Source organism: Candidatus Rokuibacteriota bacterium, assembly GCA_030647435.1.
In the GTDB taxonomy this organism is placed as follows: domain Bacteria; phylum Methylomirabilota; class Methylomirabilia; order Rokubacteriales; family CSP1-6; genus AR37.
This window is the reverse complement of record JAUSJX010000052.1, coordinates 1-22915: the sequence shown is the minus strand read 5'-3', so window position 1 is coordinate 22915 and position 22915 is coordinate 1. Positions and strand designations below refer to the sequence as shown.

The window sequence follows — 22915 nt, the reverse complement described above, 5'->3', positions numbered from 1 at the left end:
TGGGCTGCCGGTTCCCCGGTTGCGGCGTGAGCAATGGCCAGGGGCATCATCTCCGCCACTGGGCGCACGGCGGGCCGACAACGCTCTCAAACCTCGCGCTGCTCTGTCGCCGACATCATCGCGCGGTGCACGAGGAGGGCTTCCAGGTCGCGCGCGGGCCCGACGGGGCTCTCCGGTTCCGGCGGCCGGACGGCCGCCCGCTGCCCGAGGTGCCCCCGCCTGCCGCGGTGCCCGGTGATCCCATCGAGGCTCTCCGCGCTTGTCACGACTCGCAAGGCCTTCGCATCGGCGCGCGGACGGCGTGCGCCGGCTGGCTCGGGGAACGACTGGATCTGACTTGGGCGATCGACGTCCTCCATCCCCTGGCCCAGAGCGCCAGACCTTTTACGGCGTGCGGTTCGCTTCTAGCGCGCGGTAGCGTGCTGGGGTGACGCCGAAGGCGTGCTTGAACATCCGCGAGAGATGCGCCTGGTCAACGTACTTGTTGCGACCATCAAGCGGGCTGGCCCCGTGTCCGGACAGATGGTCTGTGCCTCTTCGGCCGTCACACCCGCGGCGAATGAAGTCGCGAGACCCGCAGAATATGCTGCGCCGAGCAACGCCAGCGCGCAAGCAAGCGCGGCGTCCACGTGGCAAGTTCGATTCCTTGCCCTGCATACCTTGACAGAGTATACCGCGCCACGGTACGATGCCACGGATGGCGATCCAGAGCTTCGCCAGCCCGGCCGTCGCGCGATTCTTCCGGGAGGGTCGGCTCTTGAAGGGTGTCGGCTGGGCGAAGTTCGCGAAGGTCGCCGCCAGGAAGCTCGACATGCTCGACTACGCCGCGGTGCTCACGGATCTGGCGTCGCCGCCGGGCAATCGAATCGAGGCGCTCAAGGGGAACCTGAGAGGGTTCCACAGCATCCGCATCAACAACCAATGGCGAGTCGTCTTCCGCTGGACGGATTCCGGTCCCGCCGAGGTCGACATCCGCGACTACCACTGAGGGGCCATGATGAGAGAGTTGACTCGGCGCAGAGAGCCCACCACCCCGGGCGAGATCCTTCGCGAGGAATTCTTGATTCCCCTTAGCATGACTCAAAAGCAACTGGCAGATCACCTCGGTTGCGATGTCAAGGTCATCAACCGCATCGTCAATGGCCGCAGCTCCGTGACCGCCGAAATGGCCTTGAAGCTGGGCGCCACGTTTCGGATCTCGCCCGAGTTTTGGCTCAACGCCCAGAAGGCCGTCGACCTTCATCAGGCGGCGAGCCACCTGTCCAACCTGCCGAAGCCACTGCTTCGAGCAGGCTGACCTGCATCAGGATCCGCAGCGCCGATCACGCACTGGCCCGGCGTGTACCGGCCGCATCGATCGTCCTCGCCTGCTTCGGGCCTCGTTACGGCTCGTCCGATTCGCTCCCGAGGGCACCCCCCGGCCGCCGGCCATCCGCCCGCTTGGTCCCGCGCCCACGCGGGCGCGCCGGGGTAGAATGAATACCCATGTCTGACACGGTGAGAGTCCGCTTTGCCCCCAGCCCCACGGGCTCCTTCCACGTGGGCGGCGCGCGCACCGCGCTCTTCAACTGGGCCCTTGCGCGCCACCACAAGGGCGTCTTCATCCTCCGCATCGAGGACACCGACCGGTCGCGCTCGACCGAGGAGCACATCGTCCAGATCCTCGACGTCCTTCGCTGGCTCGGGCTCGACTGGGACGAGGGCCCTCCCGCCCCCGGCTACCGCCAGACCGAGCGCTTCGATATCTACCGCGCGCACGCCGAGCGATTGCTCGTCGAAGGGCGAGCGTACCGCTGCCGCTGCACGCGGGAGATTCTCGACGCGCTCCGCGCCGCCGCCAAGGCCCGCAAGGAGCAGTTCCGGTATCCGGGCACGTGCCGCGAGGCCGGCGTGCCGGCCTCCGAGCCGCACGCGTTGAGACTCAAGATGCCGCTCGGCGGGCAGACTGCGGTCGAGGACGCCATCCTCGGCACCGTCACCTTCGACAACGACACGCTGGACGACTGGATCCTGGTGCGCACGGACGGGACGCCGACCTACAACTTCTGCGTGGTCGTGGACGACGTGACCATGAAGATCACCCACGTCATCCGGGGCAATGACCACCTCAACAACACGCCCAAGCAGATCGCCTGCTACGCGGCGCTGGGCTACGCCACGCCGCTGTTCGCCCACATCCCGATGATCCTGGCGCCGGACCGGAGCAAGATGTCCAAGCGTCACGGCGCCACGACGGTCGAGGAGTTCAGAGACCAAGGCATTCTCCCGGAGGCCCTGGTCAACTACCTGGCAAGGCTCGGGTGGTCCCACGGCGACCAGGAGATCTTCTCGCGAGAGCAGATCGTCGAGCACTTCGCGCTGGACCAGGTCGGCAAGGCGGGCGCCGTCTTCGACCGGGAGAAGCTCCTGTGGGTCTCTCTCGAGTGGATCAAGGCGGCCGCGCCCGAGCGCCTGGCCGAGGCCCTTGCGCCATTCCTCGCCCGCGCGCTGGGCGCAGCCCCTGTCGAACCGGCGCGTCTCGCGGCGATCGCCGCGAGCCTCAAGGAGCGGTCCCGCACTCTCGTCGAGATGGCGGAGCAGGCGGCCTTTTACTTCGGGCCGCCCGCGGCCTATGACGCCCAGGCGCGGGCGAAGTTCTGGGGGCCCGAGGCGCCCCACCGGTACGCCGTGCTGATCAAGCGCCACCAGGCCCAAGAGGCGTTCGACCCGGAGAGCCTCGAGGGCCTGTACCGGGGACTCGCCGCCGAGATGGGGCTCAAGCTCGTCGATTTGGCTCAGCTCACGCGCATCGCGATCACCGGCAAGACCGCGAGCCCGCCGGTCTTCCAGGTGGCAGCCTTGCTCGGCAAGGCCGAGACGATCGTGCGCCTCAAGGCGGCGCTGGCCGCGGTGGAGCGCGCCAAGGCCGCGGTGGAGCGCGCCAAGCCTGCGGTGGGGTCAGGAAGATGAGCCGCCTCCTCCTCGTGCGACACGGGCAGTCCGTGTCCAATGCCGAGCGCCGCTTCCAGGGCGTGCAGGACGTGGCGCTCTCGGAGCTGGGCGCGCGCCAGGCCGAGGCGCTCGGCCAGGCGATTCGCCGGCTGCGCATCGCCGCGGTCTACACGAGCCCGCTCGAGCGCGCGCGGCGAACGGCCGAGATCGCCGCAGCGAGGCTCGGCGTGCCGCTGACGCCGGTGCACGACCTGCGCGAGCTGTCGCTAGGAGATTGGGAGGGGCGCACGGTGGAGGAGATCCAGGGGCTGCCGGGCGACCCGTACGAGCAGTGGGTGCGCGACCCCGTCGCCTGCCTGCCGCCGGGCGCCGAGCCCTTGCCCGAAGTCCAGGCGCGCGTGGTGAGCGCCATGGCGGACATCGCGGCCGCCCACCCCGATGGTCAGCAGGTGCTGGTCGTCTGCCACGGCGGCGTCATCAGCGCGTACCTGGCCCACTGCCTGGGGCTGCCGCTCTCCTCCATCTGGCGCCTGACGCTGTCGAACGGCTCGATAACGGAAGTGGCGCCGCCCTCCGTACGCTCCGTCAACAGCACGCAGCACCTGGCGGGGCTCGGCGCCGGCGCCCCGCTGTCGCCCTCGAGGCTCGGGCTCTAGCCATGGTGCTGCTGGCGCTCTTCGGGGGACTGGCGCTGCTCCTCTACGGCATGCAGCTCTGCGGTGAGGGGCTCCAGCGCGCGGCGGGCGGGCACCTCCGGCACATGCTGACGAGCGCCACGCGGACGCGTCTGTCCGCCGTGTGCTCGGGCGCGCTCGCGACGGCGGTCATCCAGTCCTCCTCGGCGACCACGCTCATGCTGATCGGCTTCGTCTCGGCGGGGCTCGTCACCTTTCCCCAGTCGCTCGGCGTGATCCTCGGCGCCGACATCGGCACGACCTTCACCGTGCAGCTCCTGGCCTTCAAGGTCCAGGACCTGGCCCTGCTCATGGTCGGGGCGGGCTTCGCGCTCTCCTTCTTCGGCCGGCGCGGGCTCGTCAAGAGCTTCGGGCAGGCGGTGCTGGGCTTCGGGTTCGTCTTCCTCGGCATGCGCGTCATGACCGAGGCGATGGCGCCGGTGGCGGACAGCGCGCTCGCGCGCCAGGTGTTGGTGGCGCTCTCGGGCAATGCCGGCCTGGGGCTCCTGGTGGGGGCGGTCTTCAGCGCGGGCATGACCTCGTCCGTCGCGACGATCGGCCTCCTGCTCTCGCTCGCCCAGCAGGGGCTCCTGCCGCTGGACGGCGCCATCCCCGTGGTCCTCGGCGCCAACATCGGCACGTGCGCGACGGCGCTGGCGGCGAGCCTGCGCTCCTCCGCCGACGCGCGGCGGGTCGCCGTGGCGCACATCGCCTTCAAGGTCCTGGGTGTTGCCATGGTCTTCCCGTTCATCCAGCCCCTGACGGCGCTGGTCACTGTTACCGCGGGCGACACCGCGCGGCAGATCGCGAACACGCATACGTTCTTCAACGTGGCGATCAGCGCGCTCTTCCTGCCCTTCGCCCCGTGGGCGGCGCGCGCGATCACGATGCTCGTGCCGGACGACGTGACGACGGCCGACAATCCCTTCAAGACGCGCTACCTCGACGACCGGTACCTCGACCAGCCGGCCCTGGCGCTCGGGCAGGCGACGCGCGAGGCCCTGCGCATGGGCGACGTGGCGCAGGGCATGCTGCGCGACGCCATGGTAGTCCTCCACACGGACAACCAGGAGCTGCTCGAGGAGGTGGAGCGGCGCGACGACCAGCTCGACTACCTCGAGCGCGAAATCAAGCTCTTCCTGTCGCGCCTCGGGGTGGAGACGATGTCCCCCGACCTCTTACGCAAAGAAATCGGGCTCATCTCCTTCATCGGCAACCTCGAGAACATCGGCGATATCGTGGACAAGAACCTGATGGAGCTGGCCCGCAAGAAGCTCTACCAGGGCCGGCGCTTCTCGGAGGCGGGCGAGGCGGAGCTGCTGGAGTTCCACGGCATGATCTCGAAGAACCTCGAGCGCGGGATCGCGGGCTTCGCCGCCAACGACCGGACGCTGGCGCAGGAGGTGCTGGACCAGCGCCCGACGATCCGCCAGCGCGAGCGCGAGCTCCGCACCTCGCACCTGGCGCGGCTCCGCCAGGGGCTGGCCGAGTCGCTCGAGACATCCGAGATCCACCTGGACGTGCTGACCAACCTCAAGCGCATCTCGTCGCACATCTCGCAGCTGGTGTTTCCGATCCTCGAAGAAGACGCGTGAGGAGCCGGGACATGGCGCAGCGTCTCCGCGTGCTGCTGGTCGCCTCCGAGGCCTCGCCCTTCGCCAAGACGGGCGGGCTCGGCGACGTCGCCGCCGCCCTGCCGCGCGCGCTGCGGGCGCTCGGGCACGACGTGCGCATCCTCATGCCGCGCTACCGCGGCGTGGAGCGCCACGCCTCCGGCATCAGGACCGTCGTCCCGCGCCTCGAGGTGCCGGTGGGCGACCGGCGGGTCGAGAGCGCGCTGCTCGCGACCGAGACGAGCGCCGGCGTGCCCGTCTACTTCCTCCAGCAAGACCAGTACTTCGACCGCGACGGGCTCTACGGCACGGGCGACGGCGACTACTCGGACAACTGCGAGCGCTTCGTCTTCTTCTGCCGCGGCACGCTCGAGGCGCTGATCGCGCTCGACGGAGAGGGGCGGGAGGCCTGGCGCCCGCAGATCATCCACGCCAACGACTGGCAGACCGGGCTCATCTCCGTCTACCTCCGCACGCTCTACCGCGACCACCCGGCGCTCAGAGCCGCCGCCACGGTCTTCACCATCCACAACCTGGCCTACCAGGGCGTCTTCTGGCACCACGACATGCCCATGACCGGCCTCGGCTGGGACGTCTTCACCCCTGCCGGGCTCGAGTTCTACGGCAAGCTCAACTTCCTGAAGGGCGGGCTCGTGTTCTCGGACCTGCTGACCACGGTCAGCCGCACGTACGCCGCCGAGATCCGCACGACGGAATTCGGCAACGGGCTCGAGGGCGTGCTCGAGGAGCGCGCCCAGGATCTTCACGGCGTGGTCAACGGCATCGACTACGAGCAGTGGAACCCGGCGAAGGACCCCGCGCTGCCGCGCCCGTACTCGTCGGGGGAGCCCGAAGGCAAGGTCGCCTGCCGCGAGGCCCTGCGCCGCGAGCTCGGGCTCCGCGACGTTGGGCTCAACGACGCGCCGGGGCCGCTCGTTGCCATGGTCACGCGGCTCGCCGGGCAGAAGGGTCTCGACCTGGCGCTCGAAAGCCTGCCCGGCATGCTGGACGCCGGCTGCCGGGTCGCGCTCCTCGGCTCGGGCGAAGCGTCCCTCGAGGAAGCCTGGATCGAGGCGGCCGCGCGCCACCCGGGCACGGTCGCCGTGCGCATCGGCTACGATCCGGAGCTCGCCTCGCGGATGTACGCGGGGGCGGACTGTTTTCTCATGCCGTCCCGCTACGAGCCGTGCGGGCTCGCGCAGCTGATCGCGCTGCGGTATGGCGCCCTGCCTGTGGTGCGGCGCACCGGCGGCTTGGCGGACACGGTGACGGAGTTCGATCCGGCCCGCCGCACCGGCACGGGGTTCCTATTCGACGCGCTCTCGGTGGACGCGCTGCTGGACGCCGTCCGGCGCGCGGCGGCCGCCTTCCGCCGGCCGGAGCTCTGGGGTGCTCTCGTCAAGAACGCCATGACCGAGGATTTCTCGTGGGACGCCTCGGCCCGCGAATACGCGCAGCTCTACAAGAAGGTGCTCCGCCCGCAGGGCGCCAGGCCGTCACGGAGGTCGCGATGAAGAAGATCGAAGCGATCATCAAGCCGTTCAAGCTCGACGACGTCAAGGAGGCGCTGACGGAGCTCGGGATCATCGGGATGACCGTGACCGAGGTGCGCGGGTTCGGGCGACAGAAGGGGCACACGGAGCTCTACCGCGGCTCCGAGTACACCATCGACTTCCTGCCCAAGGTCAAGATCGAGCTCGTCGTGGCGGACCAGATCGTGGACAAGGTGGTCGCGGCCATCGCGGCCGCCGCGCGCACGGGCTCGATCGGCGACGGCAAGGTCTTCGTCATGCCCATGGGCGAGGCCATCCGCATTCGCACCGGCGAAAAGGGCGAATCGGCGATCTAGCCCGCGTGAAGCATCTTTTCGCCGTCCCGGCCGACGACAAGAAGGCGCTCAGCGAGCTCAAGCGGCTGGGATTCGCCGACCCGCGCGGCGCGCTCGCCAACCTCCACGCGCTGACGCCGGACCCGCTGGACGCGGAGCTTCTCGGGCCGGTCCTCCCAAGACTCTTGAAGGAGATGTCGGAGGCGCCCGACCCCGACATGGCGCTCAACAACCTCGAGCGCCTGGCGGCTCAAGGCGAGCGCGCCGCGCTGTTCCGGCTCCTGAGCTCGCATCCCGGCGCCGTCCATCTCGTCGCCAAGCTCGGCGGCACGAGCCAGTTCCTGGCCGACACGCTCCGCCGCCGGCCGACGCTCTTGTCGTGGCTCCTCGAGCCCGGCACCATGCGCCAGTGGCTCGCCGACGAGCTCGAGGCCGAGCTCGAGCAGAGCGCCCGGGCCTTCGACCGCCCCGAAGCACGGTGGAACGCGCTCCGCCGCTTCAAGTACCGCCAGCTCCTTCGCATCGGCTGCCGCGACATCCTGGGCGACGCCGACCTGACCGTGACGACGGAGGAGCTTTCCCGCATGGCCGACGTCTGCCTCTCGGCCGCGTGGCGTTGGGCGGAGGCGGATCTCCGCCAGCGCTACGGCGCGCCATGGGGGCAGGACGGGACGCCGGCGGGCCTCGCCGTCATCGGCATGGGCAAGCTGGGCGGCGACGAGCTCAACTATTCCTCCGACATCGATCTCGTGTTCGTCTACGGCGACGACGGCGAGACGTCGGGAGGCTCCGAGGGGCGCGTCCCGAACGGCGACTACTTCGCCCGCGGGGCACGGGCCATCGTCGAGGCGCTCGAGTCCGTCACGGACGAGGGTTACGCCTTTCGCGTGGATCTTCGCCTCCGCCCTGAGGGACGGATGGGCGGCGTGATCCTCTCGCTCGAGGGCTACCGCGCGTACCTCGCCGAGCGGGCGGAGCTGTGGGAGCGGCAGGCGCTGATCAAGGCGCGTTTCTGCGCGGGCGACGCGGGCGTGGCCGCGCGCTTCTTCGACATCGTCCGCCCCTTCGTATTCCGCCCCGGCGTGGAACCGGACATCGTCGCCGGGGTCCGCGGGATGAAGGCGCAGATCGACGCGTCGCTGCGCGCCAAGGGCGTGGAGCGGCGCCACGTGAAGCTGGGCGTGGGCGGCATCCGCGAGGTCGAGTTCCTGGTCCAGGCGCTCCAGCTCCTCTACTCGGGGGACGACCCGTGGCTCCGCGAGCGGAACAGCCTGCGCGCCATCTTCCGACTGACCGAGCGCGGCTACCTGCCGCAGTCGCTCGGGCGCTTCCTCGGCGAGGCGCTGGTCTTCCTGAGAACGGTCGAGCACCGGCTCCAGATCGTGGACGAGTTCCAGATCCACACCCTGCCCGAGGAGCCCGCCGCCCTTGCGCGGCTCGCCCGCCGTCTCGGCAGCATCGAGACGCCCGCCGCCGCGCGCCGCGGCTTCGAGGCCGAGTATCGCCGCGTGACCCGCGGGGTGCACCAGGCCTTCACCGGATTCTTTGCCGGATCGCCGGAGGCGCGGGAGCCCGCGCCGCGCATCCCGACCTACACCGCGCTCAAGGCGACGGGGTTCGCCGACCCGGACCGCGCCCGCCAGAACCTGCGCCTCGTTCTCGAGGGCCGGCCGCTCGTCCCGTACGCCCTGCCCCTGCGCCGCGCGCTGCGCGCGATCTTTCCCGTGCTGCTCGAGGCCCTGTGGCAGAGCCCCGACCCGGACGAGGCGCTCAACCAGTTCGAGCGCTTCGTCGCCGCCGCCGGGCCGCGCACCGCCTACCTCGAGCTGCTGGCGGAGCGGCCGGAGCTCTTGGCGAACCTCGTCAAGCTCTGCGCCCGCGGCGAGCTCCTGACCCAGCTCCTGGTGACGCAGCCGGAGCTCCTGAACGGTCTCGCGGACCCCGCGACCTTCGCGGCTCCAAGCCGCCGCGCCGACTTCAGGCGTGCCCTTGCGCCGGCGCTGGGGCCGCACCTCGCGCTGGCGGTGCGGATGGACCGCCTGCGCCGGCTCAAGCAGGCCGAGGAGCTCGGCATCACCTGGCGGATGCTCCTGGGCGTCACGGACGCCGAGCGCTTCTCGCGCGAGATGACGGCGCTCGCCGAAGCGGCGCTGGCGGCCGGCTGGCTGATGGCGCTCGGCGAGACGGCCGAGACCTTCGGCGCGCCGCGGGACGCGGCGGGCCGGATGATCACCGCCTGCGTCATCGGCCTCGGCAAGTTCGGCGGGCGCGAGCTCTCGACAGGCTCCGACCTCGACCTCTTCGTGGTCTACGGCGGGGCAGGCGAGACCGACGGAGCCGAGCGCGTCGAGGCCCATGTGTTCTACGATCGGGCCGTGGAGGCGCTCTCCTCGATCCTGGGTGACGTGACGGCGGCCGGCGTGGTCGTGCCGGTGGACCTCCGGCTCCGCCCGGGCTCGAAGGGCAGCGGCTTCGCCTCGAGCGTGGAGGCGGTCGGCCAGTACTACCGCGAGTGGGCCGACCCGTGGGAGCGCCAGACTCTCACGCGAGCGCGCCTGGTCTGCGGCGACCCGAGGCTCGGCCGCGCCGTGAGGCGGGAGATCCACGCCCTCGTCTACGGTCCCGACGCGCCGCCGCCCGACCTCAAGGAGATGCGCCAGCTGCGCGCGCGGATGGAGAAGGAGCTCGGCAAGGAGACGCCGGGACGACTCCACGTCAAGTTCGGCCGCGGGGGACTGGTGGATGTGGAGTTCATCACCCAGGCGATCCAGATGACGCACGGCAGGCTGATTCCGGCCATCAGAAGCCCGCATACCGTAACTGCGCTCAGCGAGATCGGCCGGGCCGGCCTCCTGCCCGCGGACGAGGCGGAGGCGCTCGCCGGGCACTACCGCTTCCTCCGCCGCGTCTCGGCCGACCTGCGGCTCTTCGGCGCGCGGCCCGCCGACACGCTCGAGCCGGCGGGGCTCATCCCGGCGCGCCTCGCTAAAAGCCTCGGCTTTCCCTCCCGAAAAGACCTGCTCGAGGAGTACAAGCGGCGCACCACCTGGGTGCGAGCGCTCTACGACCGTGTGGTCCCGGCATGAGCGCGCGCTTCTTCGTCGTGGACGGGCCGGGCTACCTCTACCGCGCCTACCACGCGCTGCCGTACCTCTCGAACTCCAAGGGCCAGGCCACCCATGCGGTCCGCGGCGTGTCCACCATGCTCTTGAAGCTCCTCCGGGAGGAGAACCCCGAGTACGCGGCCGTGGCCTGGGATCCGCCGGGCCCCACGTTTCGCGAAGAGAAGCTGCCGTCGTACAAGGAGACCCGTCCCAGCATGCCGGACGATCTCCGGAGCCAGATTGCGCTCGTCAAGCGGGTCTTCGAGGCGCTCCGGCTGCCGCTCCTGGAGGTGCCCACGTTCGAGGCGGACGACGTGCTCGGCACGCTGGTCGAGAGGATGCGGACCGAGCCGGTCGAGATGGTCCTCGTCACCGGCGATAAGGACATGCTCCAGCTGGTTGGGCCGCGCGTGCGGGTGCTCTCGACGAATGGGCGCGGCGAGCCCGTCTGGTTCGACGAGGCCGCCGTCGTCGAAAAGTGGGGCGTGGCGCCGGGCCAGATTCCCGACCTCCTCGCGCTGATGGGTGACAGCATCGACAATATTCCCGGCGTGCCTGGGGTCGGTCAGAAGACCGCCGTCAAGCTCATCAGCCAGTTCGGCAGCGTCGAGCGGCTCTACGAAAACCTCACGCTCGTGCCCGGGAAGGTCCGCGAGACGCTGGCCGCCAATCGCCGGCAGGCGCTCCTGTCTCGAGAGCTGGCGACGGTGAGTACGCGGGTCCCCATCGACCAGGGACTCGAGGCCTTCCGGCGCCAGGAGCCCGACTGGGAGCGGCTGCGGGCGCTCTGGACCGAGCTCGAGTTCGACACGTTGCTTCGCCTGCTCCCCGCACAGGAAGCGCCCAGGATCACGTCCGAGTCGCTGCCGAGCCTGGAGGGAGCCGCGGCGATCCAGCGGTGGCTCACCGCCGTCCCGGTGGACGACCCCGTGGCCGTGGACCGGGCGGGCGGGGGAGGGCCGCCCGAGCCCGCGCTGGGAGCGCTCGGCGTCTTCCATCCGGCTACCGGCGCTGCAATTCTGACGCTCGGGTCGGAGGCGCCGGATTTCGGAGGGCGCCGCCTGATCGGCCACGACGTCAAGCACCTGATCGAGTGGTGGCTGGCCCGCGGCGGCACGCCACCCGCCTTCGAGGACACGGCCGTCGGCGCGTATCTCCTGAACCCGGCGCGCACCAATTACAAGCTCGACGAGGTCTGCGCCGACCTCCTGGGCGAGGGGCCGGGGCTCGCGGCGCCGGGCAGCCGGGGGCGCTTCATCTGGCAGCTCTGGGAGATGCTGCCGCGCGCGCTCAAGGAGGTGGGGCTCCACACGCTCTACGAAGACCTCGAGCGGCCGCTGGGCCCTGTGCTGGCGGCGATGGAGCGCCACGGCATCCGCGTGGACCCGGGTCGTCTCGCGGACTTCTCCAAGGAGCTCGACCTGGCCCTCGAGCGGCTCACGCGCGAGATCTACGCCCTTGCCGGGGAGGAGTTCAACATCGGCTCGCCCAAGCAGATGGCGCGGATCCTCTTCGACAAGCTCAAGCTCCCGCCGGTCAAGAAGACCAAGACGGGGTATTCGACCGACGCCGACGTCCTCGAGCAGCTGGCGCTGGGCCACGAGCTGCCGGCCAAGATCATCGAGCACCGGACGCTGGCCAAGCTCAAGTCCACCTACGCCGACGCGTTGCCGGTCCTGATCAACCCGGCCACGGGGCGGATCCACACATCCTTTAACCAGCTTGTCACGGCGACGGGGAGGCTTTCGTCGTCCGCTCCAAACCTACAAAATATCCCCATCCGCACCGAGCTCGGCCGGCGGATCCGCGCGGCTTTCGTGCCCGAGGCCGGATGGCGCTTCGTCGCGGCGGACTACTCGCAGATCGAGCTGCGCATCCTGGCTCACGTCTCGGGCGAGGAGAGCCTCATCGCCGCGTTCCGCGCCGGAGAGGACATCCATCGCCGCACGGCAGCCGAGGTCTTCGGCATCGAGCTATCGCGGGTGACCGAGGCGCAGCGCGACGTGGCGAAGACCACGAATTTCTCCGTCATCTACGGCGTGACGGCCTTCGGGCTCTCGCGCGGGCTCGCGATCACGCCCAAGCAGGCGCAGGAGTTCCTCGATCGCTTTTTCGCGCGGCACCCGAAGGTCAAGGCCTGGCTCGAGCGCACCGTCGCCGAGGGGCGCCAGCGGGGCTTCGTGGCGACGCTCCTCGGCCGGCGCCGCTACATCCCGGAGCTTCAAAGCGGCAACCCCAACCTCCGGGGCTTCGCCGAGCGTATGGCGACCAACGCGCCCATCCAGGGCACGGCCGCCGACCTGATCAAGATCGCCATGGTGCGGATGGCCAAGACGCTCGGGGAGAGCGGCCTCGAGAGCCGCATGCTGCTCCAGGTCCACGACGAGCTGCTGTTCGAATCGCCCGAGGCCGAGGTCCCGCGCCTCGAGGCCCTGGCGCGGCAGGTGATGGAATCGGCCATGGCGCTCGACGTCCCGCTCAGGGTGGACATCAAGACGGGCGCGGATTGGGCTCAGGCGTGAGGCGCTTCCTCCTGGTCGGTCTCACCGGCAGCATCGCCACCGGCAAGAGCACGGTCAGCCGGATGTTCGCTCATCTGGGCGCGCGCGTCCTCGACGCCGATCTCCTCGCGCGAGAGGTCGTCATGCCGGGCCAAGCCGCCCACGCCCGTATCGTCGAGGAGTTCGGGCCCCAGGTTGTCCAGGAGGACGGCTCGCTTGATCGCAAGGCGCTGGGCGCCGTTGTCTTCGCCGACGCCGCGAAGCGGAAGCGCCTCGAGGAGATCACCCACCCGGCCATCGGCCTACGCCAGCAGCGCATCCTTTCCGTCCTCGACGAGGAGGCCTTCGAGGGCGTCGTCATCTGGGACGCGGCGCTTCTCTTCGAGGGAGGCGGCGTCGCCAAGATGGACCGCGTGGTCGTGGTCTACGCCGACCCGGAGATCGAGCGCCGGCGTCTCATGGAGCGCGACGGCCTGAGCGACACCGACGCGCGCGCGCGGATTGCCAGCCAGATGCCCATCGCCGAGAAGGCGAAGCTAGCGGACCATGTTATCGACAACTCGGGCACGCGCGAGGAAACCGAGCGCCAGGTGCGGACGGTGTACGGCGCGTTCCTGGCCGAGCTCAAGGCCCGGCGGCAGACATGAGCCCGCGGCGCAACGCGCGGGCGAATGTTCCGAGGCCCAAGCGCCACGCCGCCTCGGGCAAGACACGGGCGCTCGGCCAGCACTTCCTCCGCGACGACGCGGTGGCCGAGCGGATCATTGGGGAAGTCCGGCCGACGATCCGGGACCTCGTGATCGAGATCGGGCCCGGGCTGGGGGCGCTGACGAGCCGTCTCGCGCGCGCGGCGGGTAGGCTCCTGGCGCTCGAGGTGGACGAGGTCATGGCCGCCGCGCTCGTCGAGCGCTTCGCGGATGCGCCCCACGTGGAGGTCTTCGTGGCCGATGCCCGGTCCTTCAACTACACGGGGCTGTCCGCGCTCAAGCCCGATCCGGCCGGGCGCGTGCTCGTCGTGGGGAATCTTCCGTACAGCGTGGGCAAGCCCATCCTCCAGGCCCTCGTCGAGGCGGGACCGGTCGTGGACGAGATGGTGCTGATGCTCCAGAAGGAAGTCGCCGAGCGCGTGGCGGCCGGCCCTGGCGGCAAGACGTACGGAAGCCTCTCGGTGCTGACCCAGCTGTCCTGCGAGGCGCGGCTCGCCTTCACGGTGCCGCCCGGCGCTTTCCGCCCGCCGCCCCAGGTGGACTCCGCGGTGATACATCTCCGTGTCCGGCGCGCGCCGCCCGTCCCGGTGGGCGATCCGGCGCGGCTCCGCGCGGTCGTCCTCGCGGCCTTCGGCCAGCGCCGGAAGAGCCTCGCCAATGCCCTGGCCTCGGGCCTCGGGCTGGCAGCCGGGCGCGCGCGCGCGATGTGCGACGCAGCGGGCATCGAGCCCGGCCGCCGGGCCGAGACGCTCTCTCTCGCAGAATTCGCCCGCCTGGCCCAGTCCCGACACCCGTCCCCCACGGGAAACGGGTAGAGGGTCAGGCACTGGGCCAAGTTGCGAGTCAGACGAGGCCCGAGGGAGCCAGCGGCGCGAGGCGTACGTTCGTGTACGTTGAGCGTCGCTGGCGACCGAGAACGAAGTGTGACGAAGTAAATTGGCCCAGTGCCTGGAGGTGGCTCATGAGCGTCCGTTCTCTGCGCATGCTGGCCCTGGTATCCCTGCTCGCCGCCTGCGCATCGCCCGCTCCCATCGAGCTCCGCGACATGGGCTCCTTCCACGTGGGCGGGCGCGAGGCCGTCATCTCGGGCAAGCCCGTCAAGGAGGTCGTCTTCACGCCGGGTGGGGTGCCCGCCAAGGTCGATCCCAACGGCGTCTACCAGGTCGAGCAGATGTACGTGCAGTACTTCCTGCCCGCGCGCGAGCGTGGGTCAGTCCCGCTGCTCCTCTGGCACGGCGGCGGCCTCACGGGCGTCAGCTACGAGACGACACCGGACGGACGCGAGGGCTGGCTCAACTACTTCGTCAAGAAGGGGTGGGCCACCTTCAACTCCGACGCCGTCGAGCGCGGGCGGGCAGGCTGGGCGCAGTACCCCGACGTCTTCCAGAGCGAGCCCATCTTCCTCACCAAGGCCGACCCCTTCGAGCGCTTCCGCATCGGCCAGGGCCAGGGCTCGTACAACCGCGACGTCGCCCTGATGAAGCCGCTGCCGGGCACCCAGTTCCCGATCGAGGCCTATGAGAACTTCACCCGCCAGCTCGTCCCCCGCTGGACCTCGACCGACGCTCCCACCATCGCGGCCTACACGCTCCTCGTGGACCGCATCTGCCCCTGCGTCATCGTCTTCCACTCCCAGGCGGGACCGTTCGCGTTCAAGGTCGCCCAGGCGCGCCCCGACAAGATCAAGGCGCTGGTGGCCGTTGAGCCGGGCGGCGTGGGCGATCCCGCCCAGGCGGCGGCGCTCAAGGGCATCCCCATCCTCGCCCTCTTCGGCGACCACATCGAGCGCGACGGCCGCTGGCCGGCCATCCGCGCGAACGCGGTCAAGTTCCTCGAGGTGGTGCGCGAGGCCGGCGGGCGGGTGGAGATCCGCGACCTGCCGAAGGCCGGCATCCGCGGCAACTCGCACATGATGATGATGGACCGGAACAACCTCGAGGTCGCCGGCGTGATCCAGACGTGGCTCGAGCGTGAGGGCCTCTGGCACTGACCGCCGGGGCGTTTCTTCGCTCACGCGCGGCGCGGTGGTACGATGACAGCGCCGCCGTGAGCACCCTTTACCGACCCGAGCCGGTTCCGATCGACGTACCCGCCGAGCCCGCGGTCCGCCTGATCCCCCTGGGCGGTCTCGGCGAGATCGGCCTCAACATGATGCTGATCGAATCCGGCGACGACATCATCGCTGTGGACTGCGGCCTCCTCTTCCCCGACGACGAGATGCCCGGGGTGGACTACGTCATCCCGGACTTCACGTACCTCCGCGAGCACCGGGAGCGTTTTCGCGCCGTGGTGCTGACCCACGGCCACGAGGACCATATCGGCGCTCTCTCCTATCTCCTGCGCGAGTTCGACGTCCCGGTATACGGCACGCCGCTGACGCTGGCCATTGCGCGGCACCGGCTGCAGGAGCTGGGCGTGCTCGAGCGGGCGGATCTGAGATCCTACGCGCCGGGCGACGAGATCCGGGCGGGCGGCTTCGTCGTGGTCCCGATCCGCGTCACCCACTCGATCGCAGACGGCATCGGCCTGGCCATCGAGACCCCGGTGGGCACGGTCATTCACACCGGCGATTTCAAGCTCGACCCGCGCCCCGTGGACGCCGAGCAGCCCGACTACGCGAAGTTCGCGGCGCTGGGCGAGCGCGGGGTGCTCTGCCTCTGCTCGGATTCGACCAACGTCGGCCGGCCCGGGCGCACGGGATCGGAGACCGAGGTCGGTGAGGCGCTCGCGGGCCGCTTCACCCAGGCGCCGGGCAGGATCCTCGTCGCCACCTTCGCCTCGCACATCCACAGGATCCAGCAGGTGCTGAACCTGGCGGAGGCCGGCGGCCGGAAGGTCGCGCTGCTCGGCCGCAGCATGGTCGCCAACGTCGCCGTCGCCTCCGAGATGGGCTACCTCAAGGTGCCCGAGGGGCTCCTGGTCTCCCTCGAGGAGCTGGGCGGGCTCGCGGCGCGGAAGCAGGTGATCCTGTCCACAGGGAGCCAGGGCGAGACCCACTCGGCCGTATCGCTGATCGCCGCGGGCGAGCACAAGTACGTCGAGGTCGGCGCGGGGGATCTCGTGATCTTTTCTTCGAGGGTCATCCCCGGCAATGAGCGCGTGATCGGGCGCGCCATCAACGCGCTCCTCCGCCGCGGCGCCGAGGTGCTCTGGGAGGACGTCGCCTTCGTCCACGTCTCGGGGCACGCGAGCGAGGACGATCTCAAGCAGATGATGGAGCTGACGCAGCCGCGCTACTTCATGCCCGTGCACGGCGAGTACCGCCACCTGCTCCAGCACGGAAAGCTCGCCGAGAGCGTCGGGATTTCCAAGGACCGCATCTTCCTCGTCGAGGACGGGCTGGGCCTGGAGCTCTCGAAGTCCGGCGCGCGCGTGCTCGCAGGCTACCCCGCGGGGCGCGTCTTCGTGGACGGCAAGGGCATCGGCGACGTGGGGCAGGTCGTGCTGCGCGACCGTCAGCTCCTCGCCGAGGCGGGCATGGTCGTGGTGGCGCTGACCGTGGACAAGACCACGGGCTCGGTCGTCGCGGGACCCGAGATCGCCTCCCGCGGGTTCGTCTATATGAAGGAGTCGGAGGAGCTGATGGAGGAGGTCAAGCAGGCCGTCCGCGAGGCGCTGGCGGCGCGCCAGGAGCCGGAGGTGATCGGCCGCGAGCTGATCGGCGCCGTCGTGCGCAGCGCCGTCCGCCGCTTTATCAACCAGCGCTTCGACCGCAAGCCGGTCGTGATCCCGCTGGTCCTGGAGGTCTGATGGCTTCGACTGCCTCCGAGCGGGAGCAGGGACGCTGGGTGCGGGAGGTCAAGGGCATCCTGGCGCTCGCCCTCTCGGGCTTCGGCTTCGTGGCGCTCTACGCCTTCGACCCGACGCTGCACCTGCTCGACCAGACGAGCCCCGTGGGCCCCGTCGGCGTGTGGCTCGGCTGGGTCTTTTTCTGGGCCTTCGGCTACGCCGGCTACCTCTTCCCGGTGCTGCTGGCGGGCTACGGCGCCTCGGCCTTCATCCGCTCGCGCATGGTGACGGGCTGGCCCGCCGCTGCCGGCCTCGGGCTCCTCCTGATCAGCGTGACGGGAATTCTCACGCGCATGTCCGACACGCTCTTGGAGCAGCGCATCCACAAGGGCGGCGTCCTCGGCTGGGCCGTGTCGGAAGCCCTCCGCGTCTCCGTCGGCAGCGTGGGCACCTCGATCATCCTCCTCGCCATCATCCCGGTCGCCGTGCTGTTCATCACGCGGGTGTCGCTCCACGTGATGTCGCGCGCCGCGGGCGACAGGCTATCGGGCCTGCCCTTCTTCCGCGGCAAGAAGACGGCCGGCGCGACGTCGCGCTCCGCCGCGTCTGTCCGCCTCGATCCCGCGGTCGAGCCCGACGGCGACGCTGCGCCGCCGCGCCTCGTCGTCAAGGAGCCGGCCAAGCTCAAGGCCTCGCTCGTGGAGAAGGGGCTCGCGTGGCAGGAGACCTTCGACTTCGGCAAGGGCGGCGCCCGGGCATTCCAGCTGCCGTCCGTGGGGCTACTGCAGCCTCCTCCGGCATCGGAGCTCAAGCGCACGCGCGAAGAGCTCGAGGCCAACGCGCAGACGCTCAAGAAGAAGCTCGAGGACTTCGGTGTCACCGGCCACATCGTCCAGGCGAGTCCCGGCCCCGTCATCACCTCCTACGAGTTCGAGCCGGCGGCCGGCGTCAAGGTCAGCCAGGTCGTCAACCTGGCCGACGACCTGGCGCTGGCCATGAAGGCCGCGGCGGTCCGCATCATCGGACCCATCCCGGGGCGCGGCACGGTCGCCGTCGAGGTGCCGAATCCGCAGATTGCCACGGTCTACCTGCGCGAGATCCTCGTCTCGCCGGAATTCGTCGAGTCCAAGGGTAAGCTGCCGCTGGCCCTCGGCAAGGACACCACGGGCAACCCGGTGGTCGCCGACCTGACGTCCATGCCGCATCTCCTCATCGCGGGCTCGACCGGCAGCGGCAAGAGTGTCGGCATCAACACCATGATCTGCTCGCTGCTGTACAAGGCGACGCCCGCCGACGTGCGATTTCTATTGATCGATCCCAAGCGGCTCGAGCTCGGCATCTACGAGAGCATCCCGCATCTCCTGGCGCCCGTCGTCACCGACGCCAAGGAGGCCTCGGCACGGCTCAGGTGGATCGTCGGCAAGATGGACGAGCGCTACAAGGCGCTCCAGGCCAAGGCCGTGCGCAACATCGAGGGCTACAACAAGGAAGTGGCGCCCGAGGAGAAGCTGCCGTACTGGGTCGTCGTCGTGGACGAGCTGGCCGACCTCATGATGGTCTCGGCGGGCGACGTCCAGAACTCGCTGGTGCGCCTGGCGCAGATCGCGCGCGCCGTCGGCATCCACCTCATCATCGCGACCCAGCGGCCGTCCGTCGACGTGGTCACGGGTCTCATCAAGGCCAACTTCCCGACGCGCATCGCCTTCCAGGTGGCAAGCAAGGTGGATTCCCGCACCGTGCTCGACGGCAACGGGGCGGAGCAGCTCCTGGGCAGAGGCGACATGATCTTCGTGCCGCCCGGAGCGTCGCGCCAGATGCGGGTGCACGGCTCCTGGGTCGCCGACAACGAGGTCAAGGCCGTCTGCGAATTCCTGCGCAAGCAGGGCTCGGCGGTCTACGAGAAGGTCGAGCTGCCGGTGATCGAGGAGGAGGGCGGTGGCGGCGACGAGGGCCGGGATGACGTCTACTGGGACGCGGTCACCCTCGTGATCTCCCAGCGCGCGGGCTCGATCTCCTTCCTCCAGCGACGGCTTGGGCTCGGCTACCCGAAGGCTGCGCGCTTCATCGACATGATGGAGCAGGATCGCATCATCGGTCCCGGCCAGGGCGCCAAGCCCCGCGAGATCCTGGTCGGCCCCGAGTACCTGGCGAAGCGGGGGAAGTAGTGCGCTCGTCACAGACACCCTCTCCCCTCGGGGGAGAGGGCAGGGTGAGGGGCGCGCGTTGCCGGGCTCTCGCAGAAGTTGCGGCCGGCGCACCGGGGGCGCCGATCAACTCGGGCCTCGCCTCGCGACGCTCCTCGCTTGGCGCTCGTCGGCCGTCGCTCAGCTCGAACTGCGTACCCCCAACCGCACGGGGGTTCGGGGGGCATCCCCCGGCACGCCGACCGCAACTTCTGCGGGCTGCTCTTCTAGCTGTCGCCTCCATCATCTTGTTCGCGGTGACGGCGGGGGCGCAGGAGCTGGAGCAGGTGGTGGACGCGGTCGAAGCGACGTACGGCAAGATGACCGACCTGCGGGCCGACTTTAAACAGGTGGCGTGGAACAAGAGCCTGGGGCAGGACGTCAAGGCCGAGGGCACGGTGTATTTGAAAAAGGGCGGCAAGATGCGCTGGGAGTACAAGAGCCCGTCGCCCCAGCAGATCGTGTCTGACGGCACGCACCTCTGGGTCTACACGCCCGAGCTCAACCAGGTCAACAAGGGCGACGCGCCCAAGGCGCTCGCGGGCCCGGCGGGGAGCTTTCTCCAAGGGCTCGGCAAGGTGCGCGAGGAGTTCTCCGTGCGCTTCCTGAACCCGGCCAACAAGACGGACGCCTCCGGCCGGCCCGTCCTCGACCTCACGCCCAAGAGGCCGACGCCGCTCCTGACGCGGCTCGTGCTGACGCTCGACCCGAAGGAGAATTACATAGTCCGCCAGGCCGTGCTCTACGACCAGCTCCAGAACACGGTGACGATGTCGTTCAACCGGGTTCTCGTCAACCCCGGCCTCAGTGATACCCTCTTCGCGTTCACGCCGCCCAAGGGGACAGCGGTGGTCCCGCTCGAGATCCGATAGGAGGCGCCGGGAGAAGCTATGGCCGCTGAAAACAGCTTCGACATCGCGTGCAAGGTGGACATGCAGGAGGTCGCCAACGCCGTCAACCAGGCCAAGCGGGAGGCCGAGACCCGCTACGACCTCAAGGGCTCGAAGAACGAGATCCTCGAGGAGAAGATGGACCTCGTCCTGACCTCCGCCGACGACATGAAGCTCAAGGCCGTGCTCGACATCCTCCAGTCCAAGCTCCACCGCCGCGGCGTCGACCTCAAGGCGCTCACGATCAAGGACCCGGAGCCCGCGGCCGGCGGAACCGTGCGCCAGCGCATCACGCTCCAGGACGGCATCCCCATGGAGAAGGCCAAGGAGATCGTGCGCCTCATCAAGGACTCCAAGATCCGCGTCCAGGCCTCGATCCAGGAGAAGCAGGTGCGGGTCTCCGGCAAGAACCGCGACGACCTCCAGGCGGTCATCGCGCTGGTGAAGTCGAAGGACCTGGGCGTCGCGCTCCAGTTCACGAACTATCGGTCCACGTGATGAAGAAGCTCTTGGGCGCCCTGCTCGCGCCCGCCCTGCTCGCGCCCGCCCTGATCATGGTCATCGCGCTGCCGGTGCTCTCCGCGCCGGCCCAGGCCCAGAACCTGAACGAGGTCTTCCGCAGGGCCAACCCGTCCGTCGTCGTGATCCGGGCCAGGGGGCGCGACGTCAGCAATGTCGGCGTCACCCGGTTCAGCGAGACGGGCTCGGGCGTGCTGGTCTCCGCCGACGGCAAGGTGATGACGGCGGCGCATGTGGTCAACGCCATGGACGAGATCACCGTGGAAGCGCTCGGCGGCGAGCGCGTGTCCGCGAAGATCATCGCCTCCGAGCCCGCCGCCGATCTCTCGCTCCTCCAGCTGGAGCGGATGCCCCCGAGCATGCGCGCGGCCAGGATGGCGGATTCGAGCACGGTCAGGGTCGGCGACCAGGTCATTGTCATCGGCGCGCCGTATGGGCTCGCGCACTCGATGAGCGCGGGCTGGGTCAGCGCGCGCTGGCCGCCCAACACCGTCTACAAGAGCATGCCGCTGGCTGAGTTCTTCCAGACCACGGCCACGATCAACACGGGCAACTCGGGCGGGCCCATGTTCAACATGGCGGCTGAGGTCATCGGCATCGTCAGCCACAACATCTCCAAGTCCGGCGGCAGCGAAGGGTTGGGCTTCGTCGTCACGATCAACACGGCCAAGAAGCTCCTGCTCGAGCGCAAGTCCTTCTGGACCGGCATCGACGGCACCATGCTGACGGGCGACCTGGCCGCCATCTTCAACGTCCCCGAGCCCTCCGGCTTCCTCGTCAAGACCGTGGCCCAGGGATCGTCGGGGTGGGATATGGGTCTCCTGGGAGGCGACAAGATCGCCACGATCGCGGGCCAGCAGATCGCCGTGGGCGGCGACATCATCCTGTCCGTCGACGGCATCGCCGTCGGGTCGGACGACAACATCGAGAAGATCCGCAACAGGCTGGCCGCCGAGCCGCCGGGCACGCCCTTCAAGATGAAGGTCCTCCGCGCCGGCAAGGTCATCGAGCTCACCGGCAAGACCCAACAGTAAGTCGGTCCCCCCGCGGCTCCGCGGTGCCGGCGCCCCCTGTCGGCCGTCGTTCGCCCGTTCCACGGCTCTGACTCTGCTAGACTCCCGCCCAGCCTGTGAGGAGGCCTCCTGCATGGAACCGGCCCGGTTTCCCGACGCCCCGCATCCCCTCGCGCCTGACTCGCAGACCGGCTGCAGGAAGAGCCAGTGATGGAGCGCAGAAGGTTCATTGAGGTGATCGCCGGCGGCATCGTCGTCGCGCCGCTCACCGCCGAGGCCCAGCAGGCGGCCAAGATCGCTCGAATAGGCTTCCTGTCGCCCAACCTGGCCGCTAACTCCCACCTTCCAGAGGCCTTCCTTCAAGGACTGCGTGACCTCGGCTACGTCGAGGGCCGCAACGTCCTGATTGAATACCGAGATGCCGAGGGGAAGTTCGAGCGGCTCCCCGCTCTTGCGGCCGAACTGGTTGCGCTCAAGGTTGATGTCATCGTGGCCGGAAGCACAATCGCCGCCCTGGCCGCCAAGCAAGCGACCAGGACCCTCCCCATTGTCTTCGCTTCTGCTGGCGATCCGGTTACGGACGGGCTCGTCACCAGCCTTGCGCGGCCGGGCGGCAATGTCACGGGGTTGTCCGCCCTCACCCCGGAGCTAGTCGGCAAGGGTCTGGAACATCTCACGCAGGCCGTTCCGGGGGTCAGTCGGGTCGCTGCCCTCTGGCAGCCAGGTGGCCAGGGCGAACGCATGGGAAAGGACATGCTGAAGGAAGCAGACGTCGCGGCGCGGGCGCTGGGGGTGCGGCTTCAATTCGTTGAGGCGCGAGGGCCAGACGATTTCGACAGGGCCTTCTCGGACATGGCCCGGGCGCGCGCGGGTGCTCTGACTGTGTTCGGAGGCGCCTCGTGGACCTGGCGGCAAAGAACCGGCTGCCGGCAGTGTACGGATTGAGGGATTTTGTCGATGCCGGGGGCCTTATGGCCTATGGACCGAACCTTGCTGATATGCATAGGCGCGCCGCTACCTACGTGGACAAGATTCTCAAGGGCGCCAAGCCCGGCGATCTCCCCGTGGAGCAGCCGACCAAGTTCGAGCTGGTGATCAACCGTGCGTCCAGAGAAAGCTGACGTGTTCAGCGGGAGGCAGTCCCGCCGGGGTAAGAGCCAGAGCCCCGTAACTTGGGTGGCAGGGTGGAGGGAAACCAAGACTCTGAAGCCCACCGACGAAGC

Annotated in this window: 20 protein-coding genes; all 20 read left to right on the top strand. The window is 69.5% G+C overall.

Features of this window, described 5'->3' with window-relative positions; translation table 11 throughout:
- The coding region (locus Q7W02_09565) for an HNH endonuclease signature motif containing protein (protein MDO8476423.1) at window positions 1–431 on the top strand (431 nt) is incomplete at its 5' end.
- A 266-nt stretch (window positions 432–697) separates the two neighbouring features.
- Entirely contained in the window at window positions 698–988 is a 291-nt protein-coding gene (locus Q7W02_09560) for a type II toxin-antitoxin system RelE/ParE family toxin (protein ID MDO8476422.1), read from the top strand.
- 6 nt (window positions 989–994) lie between these two features.
- The gene (locus Q7W02_09555) at window positions 995–1297 is read left to right on the top strand and encodes a HigA family addiction module antitoxin (GenBank protein MDO8476421.1); all 303 of its coding nucleotides are present in this window, start codon (window positions 995–997) and stop codon (window positions 1295–1297) included.
- Between the two features lie 188 nt (window positions 1298–1485).
- Window positions 1486–2949, top strand: coding sequence for a glutamate--tRNA ligase (gene gltX, locus Q7W02_09550; protein ID MDO8476420.1), 1464 nt, complete (start codon window positions 1486–1488; stop codon window positions 2947–2949).
- A complete protein-coding gene (locus Q7W02_09545; GenBank protein MDO8476419.1) occupies window positions 2946–3587 on the top strand; it encodes a histidine phosphatase family protein in 642 nt (213 codons plus the stop codon). Before gltX ends, Q7W02_09545 begins: the two co-directional genes overlap by 4 nt.
- Before the next feature lie 2 nt (window positions 3588–3589).
- Entirely contained in the window at window positions 3590–5200 is a 1611-nt protein-coding gene (locus Q7W02_09540) for a Na/Pi cotransporter family protein (protein MDO8476418.1), read from the top strand.
- 11 nt (window positions 5201–5211) lie between these two features.
- Entirely contained in the window at window positions 5212–6732 is a 1521-nt protein-coding gene (glgA, locus tag Q7W02_09535; protein MDO8476417.1) for a glycogen synthase GlgA, read from the top strand.
- A complete protein-coding gene (locus tag Q7W02_09530) occupies window positions 6729–7067 on the top strand; it encodes a P-II family nitrogen regulator (GenBank protein ID MDO8476416.1) in 339 nt (112 codons plus the stop codon). Before glgA ends, Q7W02_09530 begins: the two co-directional genes overlap by 4 nt.
- Before the next feature lie 5 nt (window positions 7068–7072).
- On the top strand, window positions 7073–10132 hold the full coding sequence (glnE, locus tag Q7W02_09525; protein ID MDO8476415.1) for a bifunctional [glutamate--ammonia ligase]-adenylyl-L-tyrosine phosphorylase/[glutamate--ammonia-ligase] adenylyltransferase: 3060 nt from the start codon (window positions 7073–7075) through the stop codon (window positions 10130–10132).
- Window positions 10129–12672 carry a DNA polymerase I gene (gene polA, locus Q7W02_09520; GenBank protein MDO8476414.1) on the top strand — a complete coding sequence of 848 codons (2544 nt, stop codon included), beginning with the start codon at window positions 10129–10131 and terminating at the stop codon, window positions 12670–12672. Before glnE ends, polA begins: the two co-directional genes overlap by 4 nt.
- Complete coding sequence (gene coaE, locus Q7W02_09515; GenBank protein MDO8476413.1) at window positions 12669–13298, top strand: dephospho-CoA kinase; 630 nt, start codon at window positions 12669–12671, stop codon at window positions 13296–13298. Before polA ends, coaE begins: the two co-directional genes overlap by 4 nt.
- Window positions 13295–14173, top strand: coding sequence for a 16S rRNA (adenine(1518)-N(6)/adenine(1519)-N(6))-dimethyltransferase RsmA (rsmA, locus tag Q7W02_09510; protein MDO8476412.1), 879 nt, complete (start codon window positions 13295–13297; stop codon window positions 14171–14173). Before coaE ends, rsmA begins: the two co-directional genes overlap by 4 nt.
- Before the next feature lie 167 nt (window positions 14174–14340).
- Complete coding sequence (locus Q7W02_09505) at window positions 14341–15348, top strand: esterase (GenBank protein MDO8476411.1); 1008 nt, start codon at window positions 14341–14343, stop codon at window positions 15346–15348.
- Between the two features lie 56 nt (window positions 15349–15404).
- Entirely contained in the window at window positions 15405–17108 is a 1704-nt protein-coding gene (locus tag Q7W02_09500; GenBank protein MDO8476410.1) for a ribonuclease J, read from the top strand.
- A complete protein-coding gene (locus Q7W02_09495; GenBank protein ID MDO8476409.1) occupies window positions 17108–19252 on the top strand; it encodes a DNA translocase FtsK in 2145 nt (714 codons plus the stop codon). The genes Q7W02_09500 and Q7W02_09495 overlap by 1 nt, the downstream gene beginning before the upstream one ends.
- 275 nt (window positions 19253–19527) lie before the next feature.
- A complete protein-coding gene (locus tag Q7W02_09490; protein MDO8476408.1) occupies window positions 19528–20142 on the top strand; it encodes an outer membrane lipoprotein carrier protein LolA in 615 nt (204 codons plus the stop codon).
- 18 nt (window positions 20143–20160) lie between these two features.
- On the top strand, window positions 20161–20658 hold the full coding sequence (locus tag Q7W02_09485) for a YajQ family cyclic di-GMP-binding protein (GenBank protein MDO8476407.1): 498 nt from the start codon (window positions 20161–20163) through the stop codon (window positions 20656–20658).
- The gene (locus Q7W02_09480; GenBank protein ID MDO8476406.1) at window positions 20658–21713 is read left to right on the top strand and encodes a trypsin-like peptidase domain-containing protein; all 1056 of its coding nucleotides are present in this window, start codon (window positions 20658–20660) and stop codon (window positions 21711–21713) included. Before Q7W02_09485 ends, Q7W02_09480 begins: the two co-directional genes overlap by 1 nt.
- Before the next feature lie 189 nt (window positions 21714–21902).
- The gene (locus Q7W02_09475; protein MDO8476405.1) at window positions 21903–22637 is read left to right on the top strand and encodes an ABC transporter substrate-binding protein; all 735 of its coding nucleotides are present in this window, start codon (window positions 21903–21905) and stop codon (window positions 22635–22637) included.
- A complete protein-coding gene (locus Q7W02_09470; GenBank protein ID MDO8476404.1) occupies window positions 22625–22813 on the top strand; it encodes an ABC transporter substrate binding protein in 189 nt (62 codons plus the stop codon). The genes Q7W02_09475 and Q7W02_09470 overlap by 13 nt, the downstream gene beginning before the upstream one ends.
- The last annotated feature ends 102 nt before the right edge of the window (window positions 22814–22915 follow it).